Source organism: Gilliamella sp. wkB308 (assembly GCF_001690185.1).
In the GTDB taxonomy this organism is placed as follows: Bacteria; Pseudomonadota; Gammaproteobacteria; order Enterobacterales; family Orbaceae; genus Gilliamella; species Gilliamella apicola_I.
The window spans coordinates 309,136-334,185 of the sequence record NZ_LZGN01000038.1; the positions used below are offsets into that span (position 1 = coordinate 309,136).

General features: G+C 34.7%; 20 protein-coding genes, 1 CRISPR repeat array and 1 riboswitch. Of the genes, 12 read left to right on the plus strand and 8 right to left on the minus strand.

Going from position 1 to position 25,050, the window contains the following annotated elements; translation table 11 throughout:
• Positions 1-55: 55 nt before the first annotated feature.
• Complete coding sequence (gene uvrD / locus A9G10_RS09305; RefSeq protein WP_065559261.1) at positions 56-2,284, plus strand: DNA helicase II; 2,229 nt, start codon at positions 56-58, stop codon at positions 2,282-2,284.
• A 91-nt stretch (positions 2,285-2,375) separates the two neighbouring features.
• Here the strand turns inward: uvrD and cyaY are convergent, their stop codons facing one another.
• The 6 genes from cyaY to A9G10_RS09335 all read right to left on the minus strand — a co-directional run bounded on the left by cyaY (position 2,376) and on the right by A9G10_RS09335 (position 5,660).
• Positions 2,376-2,684, minus strand: coding sequence for an iron donor protein CyaY (cyaY, locus tag A9G10_RS09310; protein WP_065559262.1), 309 nt, complete (start codon positions 2,682-2,684; stop codon positions 2,376-2,378).
• 97 nt (positions 2,685-2,781) lie between these two features.
• On the minus strand, positions 2,782-3,297 hold the full coding sequence (locus A9G10_RS09315) for a surface-adhesin E family protein (RefSeq protein WP_065559263.1): 516 nt from the start codon (positions 3,295-3,297) through the stop codon (positions 2,782-2,784).
• 19 nt (positions 3,298-3,316) lie between these two features.
• Positions 3,317-4,087 carry a hypothetical protein gene (locus A9G10_RS09320; protein WP_065559264.1) on the minus strand — a complete coding sequence of 257 codons (771 nt, stop codon included), beginning with the start codon at positions 4,085-4,087 and terminating at the stop codon, positions 3,317-3,319.
• 71 nt (positions 4,088-4,158) lie between these two features.
• On the minus strand, positions 4,159-4,794 hold the full coding sequence (locus tag A9G10_RS09325) for a thiamine diphosphokinase (protein ID WP_065559265.1): 636 nt from the start codon (positions 4,792-4,794) through the stop codon (positions 4,159-4,161).
• 25 nt (positions 4,795-4,819) lie between these two features.
• Positions 4,820-5,284 (minus strand): ribosomal protein S18-alanine N-acetyltransferase, encoded by a 465-nt coding sequence (rimI, locus tag A9G10_RS09330; RefSeq protein WP_065559266.1) that lies wholly within the window; start codon positions 5,282-5,284, stop codon positions 4,820-4,822.
• Positions 5,253-5,660, minus strand: a complete 408-nt coding sequence (locus tag A9G10_RS09335; protein ID WP_065559267.1) for a DNA polymerase III subunit psi — start codon at positions 5,658-5,660, stop codon at positions 5,253-5,255. The genes rimI and A9G10_RS09335 overlap by 32 nt, the downstream gene beginning before the upstream one ends.
• Before the next feature lie 87 nt (positions 5,661-5,747).
• On the opposite strand from A9G10_RS09335, the gene rsmC reads away from it, so the two are divergent.
• Positions 5,748-6,788: a 16S rRNA (guanine(1207)-N(2))-methyltransferase RsmC gene (rsmC, locus tag A9G10_RS09340; protein WP_065559268.1), complete on the plus strand. Its 1,041-nt coding sequence runs from the start codon at positions 5,748-5,750 to the stop codon at positions 6,786-6,788.
• A gap of 89 nt (positions 6,789-6,877) precedes the next feature.
• Here the strand turns inward: rsmC and hemN are convergent, their stop codons facing one another.
• The gene (hemN, locus tag A9G10_RS09345) at positions 6,878-8,281 is read right to left on the minus strand and encodes an oxygen-independent coproporphyrinogen III oxidase (protein WP_065559269.1); all 1,404 of its coding nucleotides are present in this window, start codon (positions 8,279-8,281) and stop codon (positions 6,878-6,880) included.
• Between the two features lie 280 nt (positions 8,282-8,561).
• Positions 8,562-9,050 carry a Der GTPase-activating protein YihI gene (gene yihI, locus A9G10_RS09350; protein ID WP_065559270.1) on the minus strand — a complete coding sequence of 163 codons (489 nt, stop codon included), beginning with the start codon at positions 9,048-9,050 and terminating at the stop codon, positions 8,562-8,564.
• Between the two features lie 167 nt (positions 9,051-9,217).
• On the opposite strand from yihI, the gene coaA reads away from it, so the two are divergent.
• From coaA to A9G10_RS09400, 10 genes are all read left to right on the plus strand, one after another.
• Entirely contained in the window at positions 9,218-10,156 is a 939-nt protein-coding gene (gene coaA / locus A9G10_RS09355) for a type I pantothenate kinase (protein WP_143425995.1), read from the plus strand.
• Between the two features lie 17 nt (positions 10,157-10,173).
• Positions 10,174-10,611, plus strand: a complete 438-nt coding sequence (locus tag A9G10_RS09360; protein ID WP_065559272.1) for a DUF1090 domain-containing protein — start codon at positions 10,174-10,176, stop codon at positions 10,609-10,611.
• A gap of 239 nt (positions 10,612-10,850) precedes the next feature.
• Positions 10,851-10,895: riboswitch (PreQ1 riboswitch) on the plus strand.
• Between the two features lie 2 nt (positions 10,896-10,897).
• Entirely contained in the window at positions 10,898-11,371 is a 474-nt protein-coding gene (gene queF, locus A9G10_RS09365) for a preQ(1) synthase (RefSeq protein ID WP_065559273.1), read from the plus strand.
• Between the two features lie 27 nt (positions 11,372-11,398).
• Entirely contained in the window at positions 11,399-12,058 is a 660-nt protein-coding gene (gene queC, locus A9G10_RS09370; RefSeq protein WP_065559274.1) for a 7-cyano-7-deazaguanine synthase QueC, read from the plus strand.
• A 197-nt stretch (positions 12,059-12,255) separates the two neighbouring features.
• Positions 12,256-12,939 carry a 7-cyano-7-deazaguanine/7-aminomethyl-7-deazaguanine transporter gene (locus A9G10_RS09375; protein ID WP_065559275.1) on the plus strand — a complete coding sequence of 228 codons (684 nt, stop codon included), beginning with the start codon at positions 12,256-12,258 and terminating at the stop codon, positions 12,937-12,939.
• Between the two features lie 268 nt (positions 12,940-13,207).
• The gene (locus A9G10_RS09380) at positions 13,208-18,307 is read left to right on the plus strand and encodes an alpha-2-macroglobulin family protein (RefSeq protein ID WP_065559276.1); all 5,100 of its coding nucleotides are present in this window, start codon (positions 13,208-13,210) and stop codon (positions 18,305-18,307) included.
• 175 nt (positions 18,308-18,482) lie between these two features.
• Positions 18,483-20,714, plus strand: a complete 2,232-nt coding sequence (gene pbpC, locus A9G10_RS09385) for a penicillin-binding protein 1C (protein ID WP_218837380.1) — start codon at positions 18,483-18,485, stop codon at positions 20,712-20,714.
• Positions 20,715-20,729: 15 nt separating this feature from the next.
• Positions 20,730-21,182 (plus strand): nucleoside-diphosphate kinase, encoded by a 453-nt coding sequence (gene ndk / locus A9G10_RS09390; RefSeq protein ID WP_065559277.1) that lies wholly within the window; start codon positions 20,730-20,732, stop codon positions 21,180-21,182.
• Between the two features lie 40 nt (positions 21,183-21,222).
• Entirely contained in the window at positions 21,223-21,867 is a 645-nt protein-coding gene (locus A9G10_RS09395; protein ID WP_065559278.1) for a hypothetical protein, read from the plus strand.
• A gap of 721 nt (positions 21,868-22,588) precedes the next feature.
• A CRISPR array of direct repeats spans positions 22,589-23,779; the repeat unit is 29 nt; unit sequence GTGTTCCCTGTATACACAGGGATAAACCG.
• Between the two features lie 262 nt (positions 23,780-24,041).
• Positions 24,042-24,746 carry an OB-fold protein gene (locus A9G10_RS09400; RefSeq protein ID WP_065559279.1) on the plus strand — a complete coding sequence of 235 codons (705 nt, stop codon included), beginning with the start codon at positions 24,042-24,044 and terminating at the stop codon, positions 24,744-24,746.
• Positions 24,747-25,050: the final 304 nt, after the last annotated feature.

Consider the following 25,050-nt stretch of genomic DNA (forward strand, 5'->3'; position numbering starts at 1 on the left):
GGTTTAAACTCAAAACCTATCAAGAATTGCTATGATGACAACAGGTTTTAACATAATGGAAAACAGACAATCATTATTAAACGACCTTAATACCGAGCAGAAAGATGCGGTGACCACTGATAATCAATACACTATTGTTCTTGCAGGGGCTGGCAGTGGTAAAACACGGGTATTAGTTCACCGTATTGCATGGCTCTGTATGGAAAAACACTATTCACCTCATTCCATATTTGCCGTCACTTTCACCAATAAAGCTGCTGCTGAAATGCAAGAGCGTATACAGCATCTGATTGGTGAAGGTTATTTTAATGGTATGTGGGTGGGAACATTCCATGGGTTAACGCATCGTTTATTACGCATGTTCTCTCAGCAAGCTAAACTCCCATCTAACTTTCAACTGATTGATACGGAAGATCAGATCCGTCTGATCAAACGGATTTTTCGTGAATTAAAAATTGACGAAAAACAGTGGTCAGCAAAAGAGTGTGCAAGTTTTATCTCTAATCAAAAAGAGAAAGGCTTACGCGCTAAAGATCTGATACCGGAAGATCCTAAGCAGATCATGTGGCAGACTATCTACAATGACTATCAAGCGATTTGTGACAGAGTTGGCTATGTTGATTTTTCGGAGCTTATTTTACGAGCTTATGAACTATTATGTAATGACAAAGAGGTATTAAGTTACTGCCAACATCGTTTTTCAAATATCTTAATTGATGAATTCCAAGATACGAACCATATTCAATATAGTTTAGTCAAAAAATTAGCGGGCACGACGGCTAATGTCATGATTGTTGGTGATGATGACCAATCAATTTATAGTTGGCGTGGTGCCAATGCTGATAATTTGCAGTTATTTATTAATGATTTTCCTGATACTGAAATCATACGATTAGAACAGAATTATCGTTCAACCAGTACGATTTTAGATGCTGCTAATCAACTTATTGCTAAAAATCAGAATCGATTAGGTAAGAATTTGTGGACAGATCGCAGTGAAGGCGAAAAGATTTCTCTCTATGTTGGTTTCAATGATATTGATGAAGCCAGATTTGTTATTGGGCAGATAAAAAAACACCATGATGCTGGTGAAAAATATTCCAGTTGTGCCATTTTATATCGCAATAATATGCAGTCCCGACTGTTTGAAGACACCTTATTACAAGCTGGGTTACCTTACCAGATCTATGGTTCGATCCGGTTTTATGAGCGGCAAGAAGTCAAATTAGCACTTGCGTATTTACGGCTACTACATGATCACGATAACGATATGGCCTTTGAAGCAACGGTGAATACGCCAACGCGGGGTATTGGTAATGTCACTCTTGATAAAATCAGATTAACAGCCAAACAAAATAATATTTCATTATGGAATGCGTGTTTAATGTTAATTCAAATGAATGGATTAACTGAACGGCAGCGATCTGGGGTAAGTCGTTTTCTTGAACTTATTGGGTCAATTTATGATGAAGTTGCGCAAATGCCGTTTTATCAACAACTCGATATCCTGATAAAATCGTCCGGAATTCAACAAATGTATGAGCAAGAGCCAGGCATTAAAGGACAATCCCGACTTGAAAATCTTGAAGAGTTAGTGTCGGCGGCTGAACAGTTTTATCGTAATAACGAAAATACCGTGATTGAAGATAGTGAAACCGGTCAGACCTTAACCGTGCTTGAATCATTTTTAGCTTATACATCGTTAGAAAGCCGAGACGTGCTAAAAGAACAAGATTCAGTCCAATTGATGACATTACATGCCGCAAAAGGACTTGAATTTGATAATGTTTTCATTGTCGGTCTTGAAGAAGGACTGTTTCCGGCGCAACGTTCAGCACTAGAAATCGACAGAATGGAAGAAGAAAGACGCCTTGCTTATGTTGGTATTACACGAGCACGCAAGCATTTAACCTTATCGCTATGTGAGTTAAGACGCCTTTATGGTCGTGAAGAGCGTAATTTACCTTCTCGCTTTTTAGCTGAATTGCCAGTCGACAGGTTAAACGAAATTAGCTATCGGGGATTTTTTGCGCCCCCTGAAGGCAAATTAGATAATATAAGTCAAGAAAAGCAATTTCAGCAAAATCGCAGACAATCTTATCTGGATAAAAGTCGTGAAAGTGATGGTTATACATTAGGCAGAAAAGTGAAACATCATCGGTTTGGTGAAGGCACAATAATCAATATTGATGGTGAAGGTGATCATCGACGCGTTCAGATTGCGTTTGTTAACGAAGGAATCAAATGGTTAGTGATCAAATTAGCCAATTTAACCCTACTTTGATTATATATGCAAAAAAAATAAATATTTTTTTAACCTGAAAAAGGGATCTTAATAAAGTATTGTATGATCCCTTTTTTAACTGCTTATTTGATTAGTTTGCTTGTTCTGTTACCGCTTCAGAAAAAATGGTTTCAAAGGTTTGATCATTTCGGTTACATATCCACTGCTGATCATGATAATCAAAATGATAACCCTGTTTTGAGGTTGCTAACCAAACTTGATAAAGCGGCTCTTGAGTATTGACAATAATTTTACTGCCATTTGGAAAGCTGATTGTAATCACATTACCATTAGTTTCATAATCAATATCGACATCATGTTCTTGAGCGTAACTATCTAAAAAAACTTCAACACTATTAAATAATTGTTCTGTAAGAATGTGAAATTGCGTAATATTCATTTCATTGTCATCAATTCGTTAAATTAATGTGAGAATATTAGCATAAACGCCTATTCTTCGCTACCATACACCTAAATGCAAAGCACAGAGTCTGTGACTAATTCACAAGGGGTAACGAGCAGGCTATAACCAGTAACACCCGCATATCGGTTCCCGGATTGGTTGCAACCCAACGGTTTATTAGCTGATTTTCAGAAATCAATTTACCGTCACCAAAATAGTTTGCATAAATTTGTATCTTGCCTTCGGCAATTTCCATTTTATCGCAATTAGCAAATTCTTGGATGACCATTGAATGATAAGGTACTTTATTCCCATTAATCTGTTCATAGTTAAGAGACGGAATATAATTAGTCACTTTATTAAATTGACGAATGTTTTTATTATACGGATGCAATTTGACCGAATTTTTATCTATAAAAGTGTAACCGACCGAATCTCTCTCATAACTTTTATTGATTGAAATAAATTGCTCTCCGATACTGGCGTCTTTTAATTTTTGATACTCTTTATTAAAGTCAACTTTATTCACCTCCGTTTTATTTTTTGTTACTCCCTGAAGGCTTAATACAGAAAAAGAAAAAAGAAATAACAGTATTCCTAATTTTTTCATTAAATTTCATCTCCGTTTTTTAATTATTTTTTAAGCTATGGTTAGGCTTAACTTGAGGTTGAAATTGTCTTTTTTGTTCTATTTCTTTCTGTTTATTATCTAGTTTTAACTTCTGTTTACGTTCAAGCTCTATTTTTTTTAAAATTGGTTTTATATCGGGTCTGGTAACATAAAGAATCTGTTTGTCTACATCACCTTGAATCGAGCATGACACCAAGCTTTGTTTATCAGAAATCGGCTCTAAATAAAGTGATTTTTCAATATTGCCAATTTTAGGAAGCACACCGTCTATAGAATAAGGATTATCCTGCCAATTAGGAGAATGAGATTGGGTATCATATATTTTAGTATTTGCAGTATAAATTTGTGTATTAAACTTAGACCAATGGATAGTATCTAAGGCATTTTTTACATCATCAATGGCATTATCAACAATAAATCCCCAGTAATAAAATTGACCTGATGCGGTGGTGGTAAGGTAGACATTTTGATACCCCGATATGGTTAATCCACGATATTGAAACGGCTTTTTAAACATCACTTTGTTTTTATCATGACTTTCGATAGATTCGACAGGAATATAGGTCACATTATCAGCAGTGGTTAAGTCAACATATTGATTAAAACCATCTTTGTATAAAGCGAGTTGCTTAAAAAATTGATTATCACATGCTAAAAAAGCTTTCATTATTTTGTCAGTTTTATTGATATCTTGTTGATTTTGAGCAGAAAAAGCCATGCAAGATATCAATAATGTACTCACAAGCACAGAAAGTTTTTTTAAAAGCATGGTGATGTCCTTTTGGTAATCTTTTTATTAAAAAAGTATAATGATATTGTAAATTATTGTAAATCACGCCGTCAATGTTTACTATTAAAATCTTCAATGAAAATGATTAAATTACCTTGTTGAAAAGTAATTTTAACTGAATCTGATATGGCTTTATTGCGTACGCTAATAAATTTCCCAAAAGTGAGCGTTTGATTGACTAAAGGATACTGCACGCCTGTAATGGTCAAGTCCGTCACTTCACAAAATGGCATAAAAGAAACTATACGATCGTTAATATTAACGATTTCTTGATAATTTTTGGCAAAAAAGAAGTGGCAGTAATTATCATAAAAAGTAATTTGATATTGAGGATGATACTGCAAGGCTACCGATAAATTACCTAAAAAATGGTCGCTTGCATGTCCGGTTGCCCCATAAATATCAAAGTGTTGAATCCCTTTATCCGCTAAAAAAATGATAGCTTTCTCAAAATCAGTTTTATTTTGATCGGGAGTTTGTATTATTTGGATTCTGTCTGGCACAGCAATAGTGTGATGGTAACTGTCTAAATCGCCAATAATAAAATCAGGTATGATAGCGGTTGAGGATAAGTAATTATGATAAGCGCCGTCAGTACAAGCAATATAATGATAACGGGTTAAATCACTTGGAAAATGATGAGGTGGTTCACCATTGACAAAAACTAGAGCCCGATTTGCTATCATTGATTATTCCTTCTGTATTTTATCGTTATGATAAGGTTAATGTGTAAGCCATAATAATAGCATCTTCGTATTTGCCATTAGTAGTTGGATAATAGTTTTTCCTAACGGTAATTTGGTTAAAACCAAGAGAATGATAAAGTTCGATTGCGGGTGTATTTGATCTTCTCACTTCTAACCACAATGTGGAAATCGCAATCGGGTGATCGATGCTAATCAAATGATCAATTAAATGATTCAGTAACGCTTTAGCAAGCCCATGTTGTCGGTATTTTGGATGAATAGCGATATTGAATAAATTAGCTTCGTCAGCAACCATTTGACAAATACAAAAACCAACTATACGGTTATCGATAGTCAATTTAAGATTGTAATAATGATCGCCTTGATTTGAATAGAACGTCTGCTTTGACCAAGGAATCAAGTGGCATTGTTGTTCTAACTCAAAAGCGTCGGGTAAATCATTGTCGGTCAGGGTGGAAATAGTTTTCATATTCGCATAATTGTTGCCAAAGTTGGCGTTTTTGTTGTGGAGCTTTAGCTAAAGAAATTAAATCCGTTGTTTGAATCGTTAATGCACGTTTCCAAGATTCATCAGGATTTATGTCAATAAACCATATTACCTTATCAATATCATCGGAGGGGATGATTAATTGTGAAGGCGTTAAAAAAAGTACCTGCTCTTGATTAAGGCGAATCGCATTTAAAATATCAAAATAAATTTTTTGCGTGGGTTTTTGCTCAGCGACAACAATTAAACGAATTTCATCGTCAATATGGTTTACCACTTCACCTTTAAAAACATTTGCTTTACGCAACACATATTGCGTAATATTGTATTGTTGTAAGTACCAATCACGTTGTGACATTATCGACATTCGGTTTTTATTAGAGATTAAAGATGGTTAATTGTATAATCATCACATCAATTTATAAAGGTTTTTCATTGAGGCATTATGGCAACATCCGCTTTTACTCCTGCAAGTCAAGTTCTTGAACGTCATCAAACATTTTTTAACGATAAAAAGGTCATTATTGCTGGTGATATTCAAGATTGTTATCCTATTGTTATTGTGGCCAATCAAGTAAAAATTCATTGTTCACAATTTCATACCTATTTGCGTCTAAAAAATAGTCGTAAAGGTACTGAAATTGATTTTTCTCTTCTTCCTGATGAAGATTTTTATAACGGCATGAATACGTTAATCTATTATTGGCCAAAAACAAAAAGCGAAGCCCAATTTCAGCTCTCTTATTTATTAAATAATATGCCAAAAGATAGTGATATCTTTATTGTTGGAGAAAATCGAACAGGGGTGAAAAGTGTTGAGTCACTTCTGGCAGATTTTGGTGTCATCCAAAAAATTGACAGCGCAAGACGTTGTGGTTTATATCATTTTCAGGCTGATAGCCGTTTGGCATTTGATCTTAGTGAATGGTGGTTAAATTATCATTTATCCATTGAAGATCAAGAAATTGAAATTAAAAGTTTACCAGGCGTATTTAGTCAAAAAGGGTTAGATGCCGGAAGTGAACTACTATTAAATGCATTAATCGATCATGCTGATATTATTAAAGGCAATGTATTAGATGTAGGATGCGGAGCAGGGGTGTTATCCACCGTATTGGGAAAATTGTATCCTGAAATCAATCTTACGTTGTCTGATGTTAGCGTTGCTGCCCTTGAATCAAGTAAAGCAACGTTAATTGCCAATCATGTTGATGCAACGGTTGTTGCCAGCGATGTATTTTCAAATATCAATGATAAATATCATCTTATTGTGTCTAATCCCCCATTTCATGACGGTAAAGAAACCAGTTATACGGCAGTAAACACACTGATTAAAGAAGCGAAAAAACATTTAAAATTAAATGGTTATCTTTGTATTGTGGCAAACTCATTTTTACCTTATCAAGCTATTTTAGACGAAACCTTCAAAAGCGTTGAAGTCATTGCTCAAACAACCAAATTTAGAGTTTATTTAGCTTGTCATTAATTGATAATACCACGCAAGAAAAAAAGTTACGGTTTTTACCGTAACTTTGTCTTTAATACATCATCGAAAGAGGACGGTTTGACTCGTGACTAAATCACCCTTGAAAACTGCTGTTGCCGGGCTTGTTGTCTCATATAGCTATCAAAACACATGCAAATATTACGGATAAGCAGATGACCTTTAGGATTAACGATAATGGCATCGTCTGTTATTGTGACTAACCCATCTTTTACTAATGGGTCAAGCAAGGTTAAATCTTCATTAAAGTAGTGATCGAATCGGATTTGATACTGCTGTTCAATCGCTTGTTTATCTAAATAGAAATGACAAATAAGCTGTTTTATCACATCACGACGAATTTTATCATCTTCATTTAAGGAAAATCCTTTCCATAAACCATTACCACTTAATTCAACTTGTTGTTGATAAAGTTTAAGATCTTTTTGATTTTGTGCATAACTATCACCCAGCATACTAATTGCTGACACGCCAAGCCCTAATAAATCCGCTCCCCCTTGAGTTGTATAACCTTGGAAATTTCGATGTAATTTATTTTGCTGCTGGGCAATTGCCAGTTCGTCAGTCGGTTTTGCAAAATGATCCATACCAATAAAGCGATACCCTGCTTGGGTTAACTTATGAATACTGGTCTGTAAAATCTGTAATTTTGCATGAGCATTAGGTAGATCGTGGTCTTTAATTTTGCGTTGTGCTGCAAATCGGCTAGGTAAATGGGCATAATTAAAGACACTTAAGCGATCAGGTGAGATATCAATCACTTTATTCAGTGTTTCGGTAAAACTTTCAACCGTTTGTTTAGGTAATCCATAAATAAGATCTAAACTAATAGAATGAAAATGGTTTTTTCTTGCTTGAAGGATCAAGGATCGAATGAGTTGTTCATCTTGTTCACGATTAATTAAATACTGAATTTCATGATTAAAATCCTGAATCCCCATACTTAATCGATTAAAGCCCAATTTGGCTAGATGATCGATAGTTTGTGGCGTAATTTCCCTTGGATCGATTTCGATTGAAAGTTCTGCGTGGGTATCAAAATGGAAGTGCTTTTTTAACGAGGTAATAAGTCGAGTAATCTCGTCATGCGTTAAAAAAGTCGGTGTACCGCCTCCCCAATGCATTTGAGTGACGGTGCGATCTTTAAATAACTGAGAACGTGAAGCTATTTCACGTTCCAGTATATCTAAGTATTGGGTGACTTTTTGGGTTTGCCGAGTGACCAGTTTATTACACCCACAAAAATAACAAAGTTTATGGCAAAACGGGATATGAACATAAAGCGATAAAGGTCTATCCGCAAAGCGGTTGGCGGACAAGATAAAGTCTTGTTGGCTAAAATTTTCATTAAACTCTAATGCAGTAGGATAAGAAGTATAGCGTGGGCCTGAATAATTGTATTTTTCAATTAAACTTTGATCCCACAATTGTGCTTCTGCTAAGCTATTATTTGCGTCTAATTTTGTCTTTAACATGACTTTTTCCATGACCTTTTAAAATCGTTTTCTGTTTTGCTTTAACCCGAAATTTGATCCGATTCGTTTTTCGAAGATAGAGTAAAGTACAAATAAATAGTCCAATATATAAACTAAGCATGATTAACATAGGCATAATTATTGGCTCTCATTAGTAAATATTTGATTGTACATTCATTCGACGGAACAGATTGATGTTGTTATATTAACAGCCAAACTATCACAAATTGATCGCATTATATATCACAATAAATTAATTTAAATTCGTTCAGGTATGAAGTTAATTACGTTTCAATAAACTCACAATATCTTCTTGTTTTTCTTCTTCATCTTCAAAATCATCAACACTATAACCGAGTTGTTGCATCAACTCATCGATACGATTTAATTTAGTATCGAGATATGTTTGTTGCGCTTTCGTTAATTGGCTTCCACTTTCGACTAAATCAAGTAACTGTTCTAATTTAGGATCGTTTTCCAGTTGTTCCAATTCTTGCTCGGGTGATAGAACTAATTTTTGCGTTTTCGGTTGTTTAATTTTATTGGTCGATTTCACTGATTCATCTACAATTAATGAAATCGGTTTTTTACTACCAATACGCGGATCTTTAACGGTTTTAGCCGTTGGTTTATTTTTTTTGGTTTCATTATTGAAACGAGAACCACTTGGTAAGCCTTTATGTTTGCGTTTTCGCTTGAGTGCCCAAGATTCTTCATTAATCTCTTGACGGGTTTTTTTCTGTTTTTGTTTCGATTTGGTTTTTAACATATAATCTCTGTTTAATATTGGGACAAATATTTATTTAGGCTATTTTATCAGTTAGTCTTCAATATAGCTATGATCATGCATCAATGCTAATTTATGATTGTAAAAGTTAAGATTTATGTATAATCTTAACCCAATGAATTTAAATAGATGGAATTTGAGAACACGACATGATGAAAAATCATCTTAGTCCCTATATGCAGTTTAGCCGTCAAGAATGGGCTAGTTTGCGTAATGCTGAACCCATGACATTAACCCCTGAAGAACTTACCTCATTGCAAGGGATTAATGAAGATTTGTCCATAGATGAAGTCAGCGAAATTTACTTACCCTTATCCCGATTGCTCAACTATTATATTAATAATAGTTTTAGCCGTCAGGCTGTTCTTGCCAAATTTTTAGGTAAAACCCAAAAAATCCCTTACGTTATCGGTATAGCTGGGAGTGTAGCAGTGGGTAAAAGTACGACTGCACGTGTTTTACAAGCACTATTAAGTCGTTGGCCTGAACATCGAAAAGTTGCATTAGTCACAACGGATGGTTTTTTATATCCTAATAAATATCTTGAAGAGCGTGGCATAATGAACAAAAAAGGCTTTCCACAATCTTATGATATTAAAAGGTTGATCAATTTTGTTGCTGATGTAAAATCAGGTCAATCTCAAGTTAAAGCACCCGTCTATTCACATCTGGTTTATGATATTGTTGATAATGAAGAAATCATTATAGATAGTCCTGATATTCTCATATTAGAAGGATTAAACGTATTACAAGGAACCTTAAATTTTACACAAAATACCAACCGAGTCTTTGTTTCGGATTATGTTGATTTTTCGATCTATGTCGATGCGGATTTGTCGCTTCTACATGATTGGTATGTGAATCGTTTTTTAAAATTTCGAGCTGGCGCCTTTAGTGATCCTAACTCATATTTTAATCACTATTCACAGCTTCCAGAGCAAGAAGCGATAAATATCGCTAATCGTCTTTGGCGAGAAATCAATGAATTAAATTTGATCGAAAACATTTTACCGACAAGAGAGCGAGCAAGTTTAATATTAACGAAAGGCAAAAACCATAAAGTCGATTGTGTTCAATTAAGAAAATAAACTTAAGAGGAATTATTATGAAATCAACAATTAAGTCGTCTGTATGTAAATTAACACTGCTTTCTTTTTTAACAACGCTTACATTAGGTGTTTGTGCCGCAAACGTTGATGATCATGAAGGGCGAACATGTGCCGGCAAAAAAGAGGCGATTGAAGCGCAAATTACAGAAGCTCAAAAAACCGATAATGTTGAACGTGTTCAAGGATTAGAAAAAGCATTGTTAAATGTCAAAATGCATTGTAAAGATGATAATCTAGAAGCCGAATACAAAAAAAATATCAACGAAAAAACTGAAAAAGTGGCAGAAAGACAAAAAGATTTAGCAGAGGCAAAACTCAAAGGTGACAACCAAAAAATTGCCGAAAAAACCGCAAAATTAAATGATGCTGAAAAAGAACTTGCGGAAGCTAAAGATAAATTGGACAACTTCTACAAAGCAGTGAAATCGAAATAAATCTTAATTTTTAGCCTTAATAACATATCCTTTAAAATAGTCATCATCAAAATAGTGATAACGTTGTGAGTTTTCCCGTTGATGATGACAACTTTCTTATCCTACACTCATTGCTATTTTTTAACCAAAATGACACAATTTTCAAGCAAATTAAGTTAACTTTGCGTTTCACTTCGTTATGGTTAATGATTAAGCAATAAGCTGGACTTTTTTACCAAAAAAAGGTAAGGTGTGCGCCTTATCACGTGGTTCGTAAACCTCCCACGCAAAAAAACTAAGGAAAATTATGAGTAACGTTACACTACTAGGCGATCAGTCTGTTCGCTATCCTACAACTTATTGTCCAGAAATTCTGGAAACCTTTGACAATAAACATCCTGTTAATGACTATTTTGTCAAATTCAATTGTCCTGAATTTACCAGCCTTTGTCCTATCACTGGTCAACCTGATTTTGCAACGATCTATATTTCGTATGTTCCGAATATTAAAATGGTCGAAAGTAAATCACTTAAGCTCTATATGTTCAGCTTCCGTAATCATGGTGATTATCATGAAGATTGCATTAATATCATCATGAAAGATCTAATTAAATTAATGGATCCCAAATACATCGAAGTCTGGGGTAAATTTACGCCACGTGGTGGTATTTCTATTGATCCTTATGCTAATTACGGTAAACCCGGTACTAACTGGGAACAAATTGCGCTTAATCGTTTAGCTAATCACGATCTTTATCCTGAAAAAGTCGATAATCGCTAATCTCATCATCCTAACAGGAATTTTTTCATGCAACATCGAAAAGCAATTGTGATATTTTCGGGTGGGCAAGACTCGACCACTTGCCTGCTGCAAGCCATTGCTGATTATGGACGTGAAAACGTTGAAACAATCAGCTTTCAATACGGTCAACGACATGCCATTGAGCTTGAAAAAGCTAAATGGATTGCTGAAGATCTCGGTGTGAAACAAACCGTTATTGACACTTCAGTGATCAAACAAACGACCAATAATGCTTTGATTGATGACTCACAAGAAATCAAAGCCGCTCAAGAAGGCAATTATCCGAATACCTTTGTTGATGGTCGTAATATGCTATTTTTATTGTTAGCGGGATGTTATGCCAAACAACACGCTATTGAAGATATTATTATTGGCGTATGTGAAACTGATTTTAGTGGTTATCCGGATTGTCGAGACATCTTTATTAAATCCATGAATGTATCGATGAATTTAGCCTTGGATTATACTTTTAATATCATCACGCCGTTAATGTATCTAACCAAAGCGCAGACATGGGAAATGGCTGATAAACTCGGTTATCTTGATTATATCCGGCAACACACTCACACTTGTTATTATGGGGTTGACGGCGGATGTGGTCAGTGCCCAAGTTGTGAGCTGCGAGAAAAAGGGTTAAATCAGTATTTAACCAATATTACAAAATAGTTGTGTCTGAAGGTTAAATGAACACAGGCAAATCATCAACGATTAATTTGTATAAAAAGCATCTTTTTTACAACAAGTTAAAAATATGAGATATCGATGTAATTAAATTCGGACTATTCGACATTTTAACCTTAATTACATCATTTTTACGTTAAACATTATGGGTTCTCTCACCCCATTCAAAAAAGGAAATGAATATGTATTTAAATATTCACTCAGACTCACTACAAGAAAAATTTACGCCAGCTCAGCAGCATAAAGCACTTTGTTGGCTCTCTTTTTTTCATATCTTAGTTATTGCATCAAGCAATTATCTGGTACAAATCCCGTTTGATATCTTCGGTTTTCATACCACTTGGGGAGCATTTACCTTTCCATTTATCTTTTTAACCACCGATTTAACCATTCGGGTATTTGGTGCCAGCCTTGCCAGAAAAATTATCTTTGTTGTTATGATACCGGCATTACTGTTCTCTTATTCCATTTCGGTTGTATTTTTCGAAGGGCATTGGATGGGATTGTCAGCGTTGTGTGATTTTAACAGTTTTGTTTTTCGAATTGCATTAGCCAGTTTTGCTGCTTATTTGGTTGGGCAACTGATGGATATTACCGTGTTTAATTATTTACGAAAAAATAAAGCGTGGTGGGTTGCGCCTTCGGCGTCAGCGGTGTTAGGTAATGGTATTGATACTATTGTCTTTTTTGCCATTGCCTTTTATCAAAGTAACGACGAATTTATGGCGAATCATTGGATCGAAATAGCCTCAATTGACTATAGCTTTAAAATTTTAATTTGTGGATTATTCTTCTTACCCCTTTATGGTGTTATTTTAAATTTTTTAATGAAAAGATTAATGACGTTAGCCAGCACCAATTCATAATTTTGTTCGCTTTTGTAACGAAGCACCTTCCACTATTTACAAAACTCATTTATTTTCATGAATAAATGAGTTTTGTCTCTTCATCTAATGGCAATGATTTCTTTTAACAATATGTTTTAATAAAAGATAATTTTTTATCAGACATACTCGAAGGAGTGCCATTATCTTTAAAAACAACTTTTGCCAAACGTTTTTAGGCAGTGCATAATATAGATAATCGAAAAATGTTGATAATGTAATATTTGGAATAGAAAATAGGTGAAAAATAATGAGCTTTATTAAAGGGTTAAGCGTATTGAGCTTAATTTTGGTTTTAATCGGTTGTGATAATAATAGTAAATCTTCATCGATAGCTAATGAAAACAAAGATAGTCAGACAACAACTCAATCTGTCAATGACAATACTTCAAAGATTAATTCGAATCAAAATAATCAAACTCAAAGTATATTTACTGTTACTCCTGAGTTAAAAGAAAAATATAAAAATAACCCTTTTACTGTCCTTGATACCTCAGAAATGATAGTAGATGGTTCGAGTACTTTAGTTGTTACGTTTTCTGTTCCGGTTAACCCTAAACTCAATTTTTCTAATCTATTAAGACTTGTCGATAAGGAAAAGGGAACGGTTGATGGCGCATGGGAGCTTTCAAATAACGGTTTGGAATTAAGGCATCGATTCCTTGAACCGAATCGTAAGTTAACCTTGACCATTGATAAAATGCTATCTGCTATCAATGATAAGAGTTTACCTTCAGTGTATCAAATTGAAATTAATAGCCAAAATCGTGAGCCTTTTATCGCTTTTTCAAGTAGTGGTGTACTATTACCCAGCAAATCCATGAATGGCTTACCGGTTACGACACTGAATATTGATAAAGTCGATATTAATTTTTATCGAATCAAACCAGAAAAGTTAGCTAAATTTATTACGAATTACGGTTTTATAAACCGTTATTATACTTGGCGTTCACAAAATTTTGAAGAATATATGGATTTATCTTATTCTTCCCGGTTTGATCTGAATCCTACACCCAATACTCAAGAAACACTATTACTGGATTTGTCTAAGTTTTCAGAAATAAATAAAGAAGGCATTTATCTTGCAGTAATGGATAAAGCTGGATCTTATAATGATGAATTGCCTGCCACATTATTTTCAATCAGTAATATTGGGATAGCTATTCATGCTTACCACAATGGTAAATTATTGGTGATGACTCATGGATTAGATAATGGCAAACCATTACCAAACATAAATTTATCGCTACTTTGTGTTAACTCCTCAAATGACAACAATAATAATTGTAATACCCTTTCATTCCAAACGAATAATGAAGGTTTTGCTGAGATCACATTACCAGAAGGATCTAATTATTCTTTATTAACAGCCGATGATGGAAGCCAGACTTCATTTGTCACCATTAATCGTAATGCCCTAAATTTAACGGACTTTAATCTATCTGGTTCAACTTTTTATTCAAAACAATTATTTATTTTTGGACCTCGCGATTTATATCGTCCCGGTGAAACGGTTTATTTTAACGCATTATTACGTGATGCTGACGGACAACAATTACCTGATCAACCAATCATGGTTGAGGTGCTCTCTTCTGACGATAATGTCATAGCAAGTGGTTACGTAAAAAAAGAACCAGACACCCATGGTTTATATCAAGTTGAGTTCACGATACCAAGTGATGCGCCAACAGGTAAATGGTCACTTCGTATTAATGTCGGTGATGACAACTATCGTTTTTCTTATTTTAAAGTAGAAGAGTTCCTACCAGAAAGAATGGCAATGGAAATCAAAGCGCCTTCTAATGAACCTATATCATTTGATCAAGACGTGGAATTTAGTATAAAAGGTTGGTATCTCTATGGTGCCCCAGCTTCTGGCAATAAATTGAATGGTAGGAACTATTATAAAAATTTAAGAACTGTTCAGGGATTAAATGATTTTAAAATCGGAGATGTTCAAGGTGAGACAGATTATACTGAGTTGTCTGAAATTGATGAAACTTTGGATAATAATGGTAAAACAGAAATCAAGCTTAGTGCAGATCAGTGGGCTCGTGTAAAAAAACCTATTAGAATCGTGACAAATATAAGTTTATTGGATTCGGGGGGAAGACCAGTTACTCGTTATGCAACTCAAGATATTTGGCCAGCAAATCAACTTCCCGCTTTACGTGCTTTATTTAGCGACGAACCTTATTACAATTGGGAGATGGATACTTATAGTCAGCGTCCAACCGTTGACATTGGCGCTTTAGCTGAGTTTGAAGTTGCTTACGTGAATAAGCAAGGCGAAAAACTTGCTACTAATAATTTAATAGCCCGGGTCGTGCGTGAGCGTCGAAATTATTATTGGTCTTGGTCTGATGGAAGTGGTTGGGAGCAACATTCAACTTTAAAAGAGTTTGTTGTTTCAGAAAATAAGATATCCATTGATGAAAACGCTACAGCTAAAGTCAGCTATCAACCTGATGATTATGGGGCATATCGGATAGAAATTGTGGATCCAAATACTAATGTAGTAAGTAACATTCGTTTTTGGGCTGGCTATGACTGGGAAGATAATACTCAAGGTACAAATAATTTGCGTCCAGATCAGGTAAAATTGAGTATAGACAAAGCATTTTATTCAGTTGGTGATACAGCTAAAGTACACGTACAAGCGCCGGCTGCCGGTTCTGGTTACATATCACTTGAAACCAACGATGGAACATTATGGAAAAAAGAAATTACCGTTGACGATGAAGGTCTTGAAGTTGAAATCCCAATTAATGATTGGAAACGTCACGATATTTATATAAATGCAATGATTATCCGACCATCGACGAATGCTGAAGTACAAACGGTTAAACGGGCGGTTGGTCTACTTTATTTACCGTTAGACACGTCAAATCGTCAATTAAATATCACGATTGACGCACCGAAAAAAACCGAACCAGAAAAAACCATTCCAATTAAAATAAGAATGGATAAACAAGCAATTAATAAAGATCAGACCGTAACAGTTTTAGTTTCTGCTGTAGATGCAGGCGTGTTAAATATAACTAATTTTGCAACGCCCGATCCTTATACCTCATTTTTAGGACGTAAACGATATAATGTTGATCAGTATGACGTATACGGCAAGTTAATTGAGGCAAAAGGACGAAACATTAAAATGAGTTTTGGTGGTGATGCGGTAGCTGCAGGCGGTAAAAGACCATTAACGGAAGTAAACATCGTTGCTCAACAACTCAAAACGATCCAATTAAATGAAGATGGTGAAGGAATTGTTGAGTTAGCATTACCAAATTTTAATGGAGAATTACGTTTAATGGCGCAAGCATGGGATGACAATCGCTTTGGTAAAGCTGAGCAAGCGATGATTGTTGCTTCTCCTGTGATTGCTGAATTGTCTATTCCTCGATTCTTATCAGGTGGAGATCGTGCTGAATTAGCATTAGATATCCATAATTTGACTGATACAACTCAAACTATGAAAATTGATGTCGCTACCTCAGGATTGGTTTATCAAACGGAATCGAAATCTATCAATCTTAAGCTTGATACAAAGCAGAAAAATATTATTCAAATCCCTATTATTGCTGATTATGGCTATGGTCAAGGAACCATAACAGTCACCGTAACAGGAATTAAATTGAATGATGGATCGGATTATCAAATCAACCGTTCATGGAATTTAGGTGTAAGACCCGCCTATTCAGCAACCTACAAAAGTTATGTTGAAGCAATTGATGCAGGCGAAAGTTGGGTGCTATCCCCATCTAATTTAGATGATTTAATTGATAATACTGTTAGCGCTCAATTAATTGTATCTAATCAGCCACCGTTAAATATTGCCCAATATATCAAAGAATTGTTTGCGTATCCTTATGGATGTCTGGAACAGACAACAAGTGGCTTATTTCCATCTTTATATGCTAATAGTGAACAGCTAGCTGCATTAGGCATCAAAACCGATTCGGATGAAGAACGTCGTCAAAATGTTCAATTAGGGATTTCTCGTATTTTATCAATGCAAAGAAGCAATGGTAGTTTTGGTCTTTGGAGTAGTGAAAGTAATGAGGAATATTGGCTGACTGTCTATGCCACTGATTTTCTACTTCAAGCTAAAGAACGAGGTTATCAAGTGAATGATAAAGCACTCGATTCAGCGATGACACGAATTGGAGAGTATATCTATTCCTCTTCAGTTCTTGATAACATGAGATATTATTATCAGAATTCTGATAGATATTATCATGCAGAGCTTTCGATAAAAGCTTATGCGTTAATGTTAATGGCAAAACAAGATAAAATTACTTCGATAATGCGTAATGAAATTAAAAATCTTTCTCGAAAAATTATAGACAGCAACATAGCGTTATCTCCACTACCTATAATGCAGTTAGCATTAACAGCAAAACTTACCGGTTATGAAGAATTATATCGCGCTTTAATGGAAGAAGTGAAAAATACAAATTACGTAAACGACATTAATAATTATGGTGATTACGGTAGTGAACTTCGTGATGACGCTTTAGTATTAGCGATTCTTGTTGAAAATAAAATTGGTACGAATTTGCAAACTGAATATCTATTTAAATTATCTGATTTATTAAGTGACAAACGTTATCTATCAACGCAAGAATTAAATTCACTGTTTATTGCGGGTTGGTCGTTAGAACAACGCAAAAGCACACAGAAGTTTAAAGTGGCAGTGAATAATGAAGTCACTTCGGCTAGTGGTTCGTTTAAACGTAATTTTAATTTTAACGATATAAATCATGGATTAACTATCAGTAACCCACAAAATGATAAACCGCTATATATTAAATTAACCGTATCAGGTTATGCTAAAACAGCACCTGCACCAACATCAAATGGGAACATCTTAAGGATCAGTCGAAGTTATTATGATATGAAAGGCAACCCTATTATTCCTACAGATGTAAAAGTGGGTACAATGATGCTTGTCATCCTAGATGTAAAATCGCGAGAAAGAATTCAAGATGCGTTAATTGTTGATTTCTTACCTGCTGGATTAGAATTGGAAAATCAAAATCTTATAGGCAGTAATGTCAGTTTAGATTCTATTCCTGGGTTAGCGAATTTACTCAATAATCAAGATAGTAGTCATATCCGTTATCAGCAATATCGTGATGATAGGTACGTAGCGGCTGTTGATATCCAAAATTATATCGGCAGAAATTTGTACGGTGAACGTATGGCTTATTTAGTTAGAGCAGTGACGCCAGGTAGCTATATGGTGCCTTCTCCATTTGTTGAATCAATGTATCGTCCGGAAAGATTTGCGATTGGTCAAACTCTAGATATGATAACAATATTTCAACCTAAAATTAAAAATGATTAGTAGTATAAACGCATTAAATTAATCATCATCAAAACATCCGCCAAGTAAAATTGGCGGTGTTTTTTGTGTAAAAATCTCTGCTAACCCCTGAAATTAGATAATGACAATGAAGATAATAAAACGCCTTTTTAAACTTCTTATTTGGCTATTCATTTTCGGATTTTTTGGGTTAATAATGTTTCTCATCGCTGATTACCTTTATCCCATATCAATTTCAAAAAATAAACCTACTCAAACAATAGTTGCACAGGACGGAACGCCTTTGTGGCGATTTGCTGATGAAAATGGTATTTGGCGTTATTCCGTAAAACTTGATGAAGTCCCTGATTATTATCTGGATGTTTTATTAAATTACGAAGATCGCTATTTTTATGAACATGTTGGAATAAACCCTTTTTCTTTGCTTCGTGCTGCTTGGCAAAATATTAATAATGATAGAATTATATCTGGCGGTAGTACAATATCAATGCAAGTTGCCAGATTACTCTATCCTCATGAACGAACGCTTTCAGGAAAGTTAAAGCAAATATTTCGAACTTTACAACTTGAACTGCATTACAGTAAAAACGAAATACTCACGCTATATATTAACCATGCTCCTTATGGGGGAACAATAGAAGGTATTGGGGCTGCGAGCTGGTCATATTTTGGTAAAAAACCCAGTGCGTTAACTCGTAGCGAAGCTGCTTTATTAGCGGTTTTACCCCAAGCGCCAAGCCGATTAAGACCAGATAAATACCCAGAACGAGCCAAACAAGCACGCGACAAAGTTTTAGATCGCCTAGCAACATATCATGTCTGGACACCTGAAATTATTGAGCAAGTTAAGCAAGATGAAGTGTGGGTACATCCTCGCAAATCCCCACAACTTGCACCATTGCTATCTTATCGTTTAAAGCAACAATATCCTAATGATGAAATTATTCATTCAACCATTGATCCTTCACTTCAATATCATCTTGAAGATATGGTATTAAACCGCAAAAAACAGTTACCCCCTAAAACATCGCTTGCAATATTAGTTGTCGATCATACTGATATGACGGTGAAAGCATATTTAGGATCAGCGGATTTTAATGATAAAGATCGCTTTGGACAGATTGATATGATTAAAGCACTACGATCACCAGGCTCAACATTAAAGCCCTTTATCTATGCTTTTGCGATTGATGATGGAATGATTCATTCTGAATCTTTACTGCAAGATGTGCCGCGTATAAGTACTGATTATCGACCCACTAATTTTGACGAAGATTTTAACGGACCCGTCAGCGCCTCAAATGCATTGCGAAAATCCCTTAATCTTCCGGCAGTACAACTTATTGAACTCTATGGTCCAAAACGATTTGCAGCTAAACTTTTTAGCGTCGGTTTGCCATTGGTTTCACAAGGCAACAATCCTAATATCGCATATATTTTAGGTGGGGCTTCGTTAAGAATGGATAACTTAGTAAGTGCTTACAGTGCCTTTGCTCGTCAAGGTGAAGTTAGTCCATTAAGATTTACGCAAAATGAACCTATCATTAATCAACCGTTTATTTCAGACGGTAGTGCATGGATCACAAAACAAATGCTTATTAATAATAACCGCGTTTATTATAAAACTGGAACCAGCTATGGATATCGAGACGCATGGGCTATCGGCATCAATCCTCGTTACTTAATTGGCGTATGGGTTGGTCGTCCTGACGGAACGCCGGTTGTAGGTCAATATGGTTCAATTTCTGCTACCCCAATTTTGCAACAAGTAAACTCGATATTATTAAATAAAGAAAATCGAATTAATCGACCGTTGCCAATTTCGGTTAAACCGGACTCGGTCACATCAGAAAAAATATGTTGGCCTACTGGACAAATATTACCTGTAACAGATGATAATTGTCACCGTCAAAAAACGGCTTGGGTATTAAATAACATGATTCCACCAACGCAAAACTCATTAAATGAACTGAAAACTATTTATCGTACTGGTTGGATAAATGTATGGGTTAATGATCAAGGAAAACGTGTTGCACCTGATTGTGCAGGTGCTCAGAAAAAAACAATAGCACTTTGGCCTATATCACTGGAAAACTGGTTATTACCGAAAGAACGAAGAAATTCACTTATTCCACCAGTTGATAAAGATTGTCCTATAATGGAAAAAAATATTTTTTCTACATTAACGATTATCGGATTGAAAAACAAGCAATTTGTCAAATCGCTACCGGGACAAAATCAAATAAATATCGAACTATTTGCCGAAGGTGGAGTGGGTGAAAAATGGTGGTTTCTAGATGGCGAACTTGTTGCCCAATCAAATGATAATGATAAAATCGCACTCACAATCGTTAAAAAAGGACAACATCGATTATTATTACTCGATGAAAGTGGACAAATAACACGAATCCAATTTACTTCAGATTAACAAGGATAACGCACAATGGCTATTGAACGTACTTTATCAATTATTAAACCCAATGCCATAAAAAAACATTTAATGGGTGAAATAGAAACTCGAATAACTCAAGCAAATCTTAATATCATTGCAATCAAAATGCTTAAATTGACTCAAACACAAGCAGAAGGTTTCTATGCCGAGCATCAAGGAAAACCATTTTTCAATAACTTAATTAAATTTATGATCTCTGGTCCGATTATTGTGCAAGTATTAGAGGGTGAAAATGCTATCAAACGTTATCGTGATCTTATGGGACCAACCGATCTATCAAAAGCCCCTACAGGCACATTACGTGCAGATTATGCTGACAACGTAACTGAAAATGCAGTTCATGGTTCTGACTCATTATCATCAGCTGAAAAAGAAATTGCCTATTTTTTTGTGGACAGTGAAATCGTTGGCAGCGAACGTGTTTCCCCGCATACACAGGGATAAATCACCGATATACCCCAAATGACATAGAGTTAAAACAAAAATGATAAAACACCTTTTCTTATCTATTTTTTTATTTCTGGTAGGTAGTTATACAACAAATAGTGAAGCTAATAATCTAAAAAAGTTTTCAATAAATTTTATAGAAGAAAAAAGCAGCGCAGAAGAATTCGGTCATATGAAAAAAATTTATGACCCAATGATTGAAAAAAATGATAAAAGATTCATAAAAACAAAATTATACCTAAAAGTGAACAATAAAACCTATATAAATAATTTGAACGATAACGAATCCAAGAAAATTTATGACTATTATGGTTATTGGAAGCCTTTGAATAAGGATATTATTACAGTTTCATATTATGAAGATAGCGAGGTAAAAATTCAGGATAACAAAAATAATACCATTACTTTACAAGGAATACCCTATATAAATAAGGCAAAAACGTATTTTACTACCTTTTATTTGGATTATGAAGAATCAAAAACCATCATAGACTTATATGAGATTAAAAATAATCATATAAAGCATAATTTTAGTTTCGAAACTGAAAAATGGATTATTTGGGATTTGGTTTGGAATGACAATATTCTATACATAAAAGTCACTGATACTATATGGAACAAAAAAGGTTTTTTTAGTACTGATTATCAATATAAAAAATTAATTATTGAGAAACTTAATTAAAACCCCAATGAAATCAGTAAAAGCGATCTTTTTACTTCTTAAAGCATAAAAACTTTTATTAAAAGTTAGAAAATATTATAGATTGACCTTAAGGTTTAGGGCATGTGACTAAATATACAAAACAAAAGGGTCATAGAGAATAGTAATCAAAAAAACTCGTTACAGTAATGCAATGTTACCGCAAGGAATATCCTTATCTAAATTAAATATTGATGATAATAACATAGTTGAAAAAACATATTTTCTAGAGTGGAAAATGACTAGGTTCCATCTCAATAATAAAGGATTTTTTCCGTCTTTTGAAAGTCATTTTTGAAATTTTGATTTTTATATCTCAAGAAAATTAAGGCTAATGTCATGCCAATTATAAAAAAAGTTTTTGCATCACAAAAGCTAGATCAACTTTTAAAAAATAATAATATAAAAAGGCTCGATTACTAACGAGTAAAGACATAATAAGCCAAAAATTGACACAGTTAAGCCGTGCTACAGAAAGAATGACTAACGAATATGCTGATCAACTCACTATTGCTTGGTGCGAACAAAAATTACAGAAACGAATCTCGTACAAAATCCCTTACATATTACGCTTAATATGATGATAATATTATAAATTTAAGTCGATAATGCTCAGATATCGTTTGATTAAAAAAACAACAAAAAATTTGGTGGAATTTTTCACCTCCCTATTTTAATTAATAAACAATAAGTTATAATAAGGGTGTTCCCTGTATACACAGGGATAAACCGGAGCGTATAAAAAAATTACCGTTTGATGGCGGGTGTTCCCTGTATACACAGGGATAAACCGGCGGATGGTTTATCCATGAGATCGGATTATTTGTGTTCCCTGTATACACAGGGATAAACCGATGAATTTTATAAACATATGGATAGCCCAGAAGTGTTCCCTGTATACACAGGGATAAACCGATAAATGCTTTTTAAACCATCAACTAACCCATGTGTTCCCTGTATACACAGGGATAAACCGATGACGGTCTGTCAACCTTGCTTGGTTCACCTGTGTTCCCTGTATACACAGGGATAAACCGATATCAATTGCATTCAGGTGATTAACGAATAAGTGTTCCCTGTATACACAGGGATAAACCGTTATATAAAATACATTTATTTAATATTTTAATGTGTTCCCTGTATACACAGGGATAAACCTGTCGACAATCGATGACGGTGTCGGAGTATCATTGTGTTCCCTGTATACACAGGGATAAACCGCGAACGCAGTCGATCCGCTCAGTTTAGAGCCAGTGTTCCCTGTATACACAGGGATAAACCGTTGGGGGGCAACCGAATAGCCGGCACCTGCGTGTGTTCCCTGTATACACAGGGATAAACCGGAATCAGCTCTTCCTTCAGCTCTTCCTGATAATGTGTTCCCTGTATACACAGGGATAAACCGACGATTTTGTTTTCAACGAGCCCACTAACAACAGTGTTCCCTGTATACACAGGGATAAACCGAGATGTTATCAGGATGTAAAAAATATAAAATTGTGTTCCCTGTATACACAGGGATAAACCGTGGGGATCAACTATGAAACACGGCTTGAATTGGTGTTCCCTGTATACACAGGGATAAACCGAGGCTTTCATTTCAATGATGGAGGGATTGAACGTGTTCCCTGTATACACAGGGATAAACCGGACGGACATTTTCACGGGATGAACTGGATCAAGTGTTCCCTGTATACACAGGGATAAACCGTGAAATGTTTATTAAAAACTAAACTTTTTTTAGTGTTCCCTGTATACACAGGGATAAACCGGGCGAGTTTGAATCAATTCAGCGTATGCAAACGTGTTCCCTGTATACACAGGGATAAACCGAGCGGGATTTGAGACAGTTACAAAATATCGTAGTGTTCCCTGTATAAACAGGGATAAACCACCTAATAATAGTTATCTATCCAACATAACCTAGGGTGAACTAAATCTGCCGACTATAGGCTTTTTACTTTACACTATAGGTCAAGCAAGCAAACCAAACCAATAAAACGGTGACCAAACAATTGGGTCAACAGACCATTACGGCGACTTGTGTGGCATTAACTGACAGAGTAAATATAAATTATATTATTGAAAAATTTGAAAAGTTATATTTAATTTGTTAATTTATGGTTTTATAAATTTTAATTTACAGGAAATATCACATGAAAAAAGTAGTTTTTAGCGCCATTCTGGCTTGTATTGGTTTTAATGTCTCAGCAAATGAAAATGCAAAAAGGATCATTGAATTTTTAATAGAAGATGATATAGAGGTGTTCAGAGAGAATGGAAAATCAGGCTTTATGGATGCAATGCCAACGGTTAGTGCAGCACAGCTAATCAAAGAATATGGTGATAACCAATATGTTTACGAAAAAAAATATGATAAAAATTTGGTTAATATTAAAACAGTTGCATCAGGAGTAAAAACCAGTTTGACAGGCGATCCCTATGTAGTAGCGAATGGAAAAAATCAATTTGAATATGTTTCGCTTGAATTAAAAAATAAAGATGATGCCATGAATATCAATAAAGGAACTAAGCTTGATATGATTTGTCTTGGCTCTAAAAATAATGTCATATTTCCTTCGTTGAAAAGTTGCGTAACCGCTGATAGTTATTTCGATAAGTTCCTCAATTCAGTAATGAGCGATCTAGATAAATTAGATATAAATGATAAACCATCTAACAAACTTGAGGCTGTTTATTTAGCAATGTGGGAATTTGATAAGCAAAAACCAAATACATTAGAGAAATTTAAAACAGCTGAGGATTTTGAAAAAAATCAAGCAGATTTCATCGAAATTATGACAATTGCACAGACTAAAGCGAAAGATGGGGTCAAAAAATTTACATTACCAAAACCATAAAAAAGCCCTTTTAGGGCTTTTTTCTATGCTAGTGACATGTTTTCACGTCAACTCACCAACAAAATATACACCAAATATTATGTAGAATATTAAACAAAATTAAACGATATTTTTCACTTAAATGATATCAACAAAAGAATTGATATCAAATATGTACGGAAAGACGGATAAGGTGAAAGAATACAAAGATGTATAGTGCACGGTAATTTGTCATTAACCTTTAACCAATCGATTACAGACACATGATGATACCAAATTGTTTGGTAGACAAAAAAATTACAAGAATGTGTATCGTAAAAAGCCC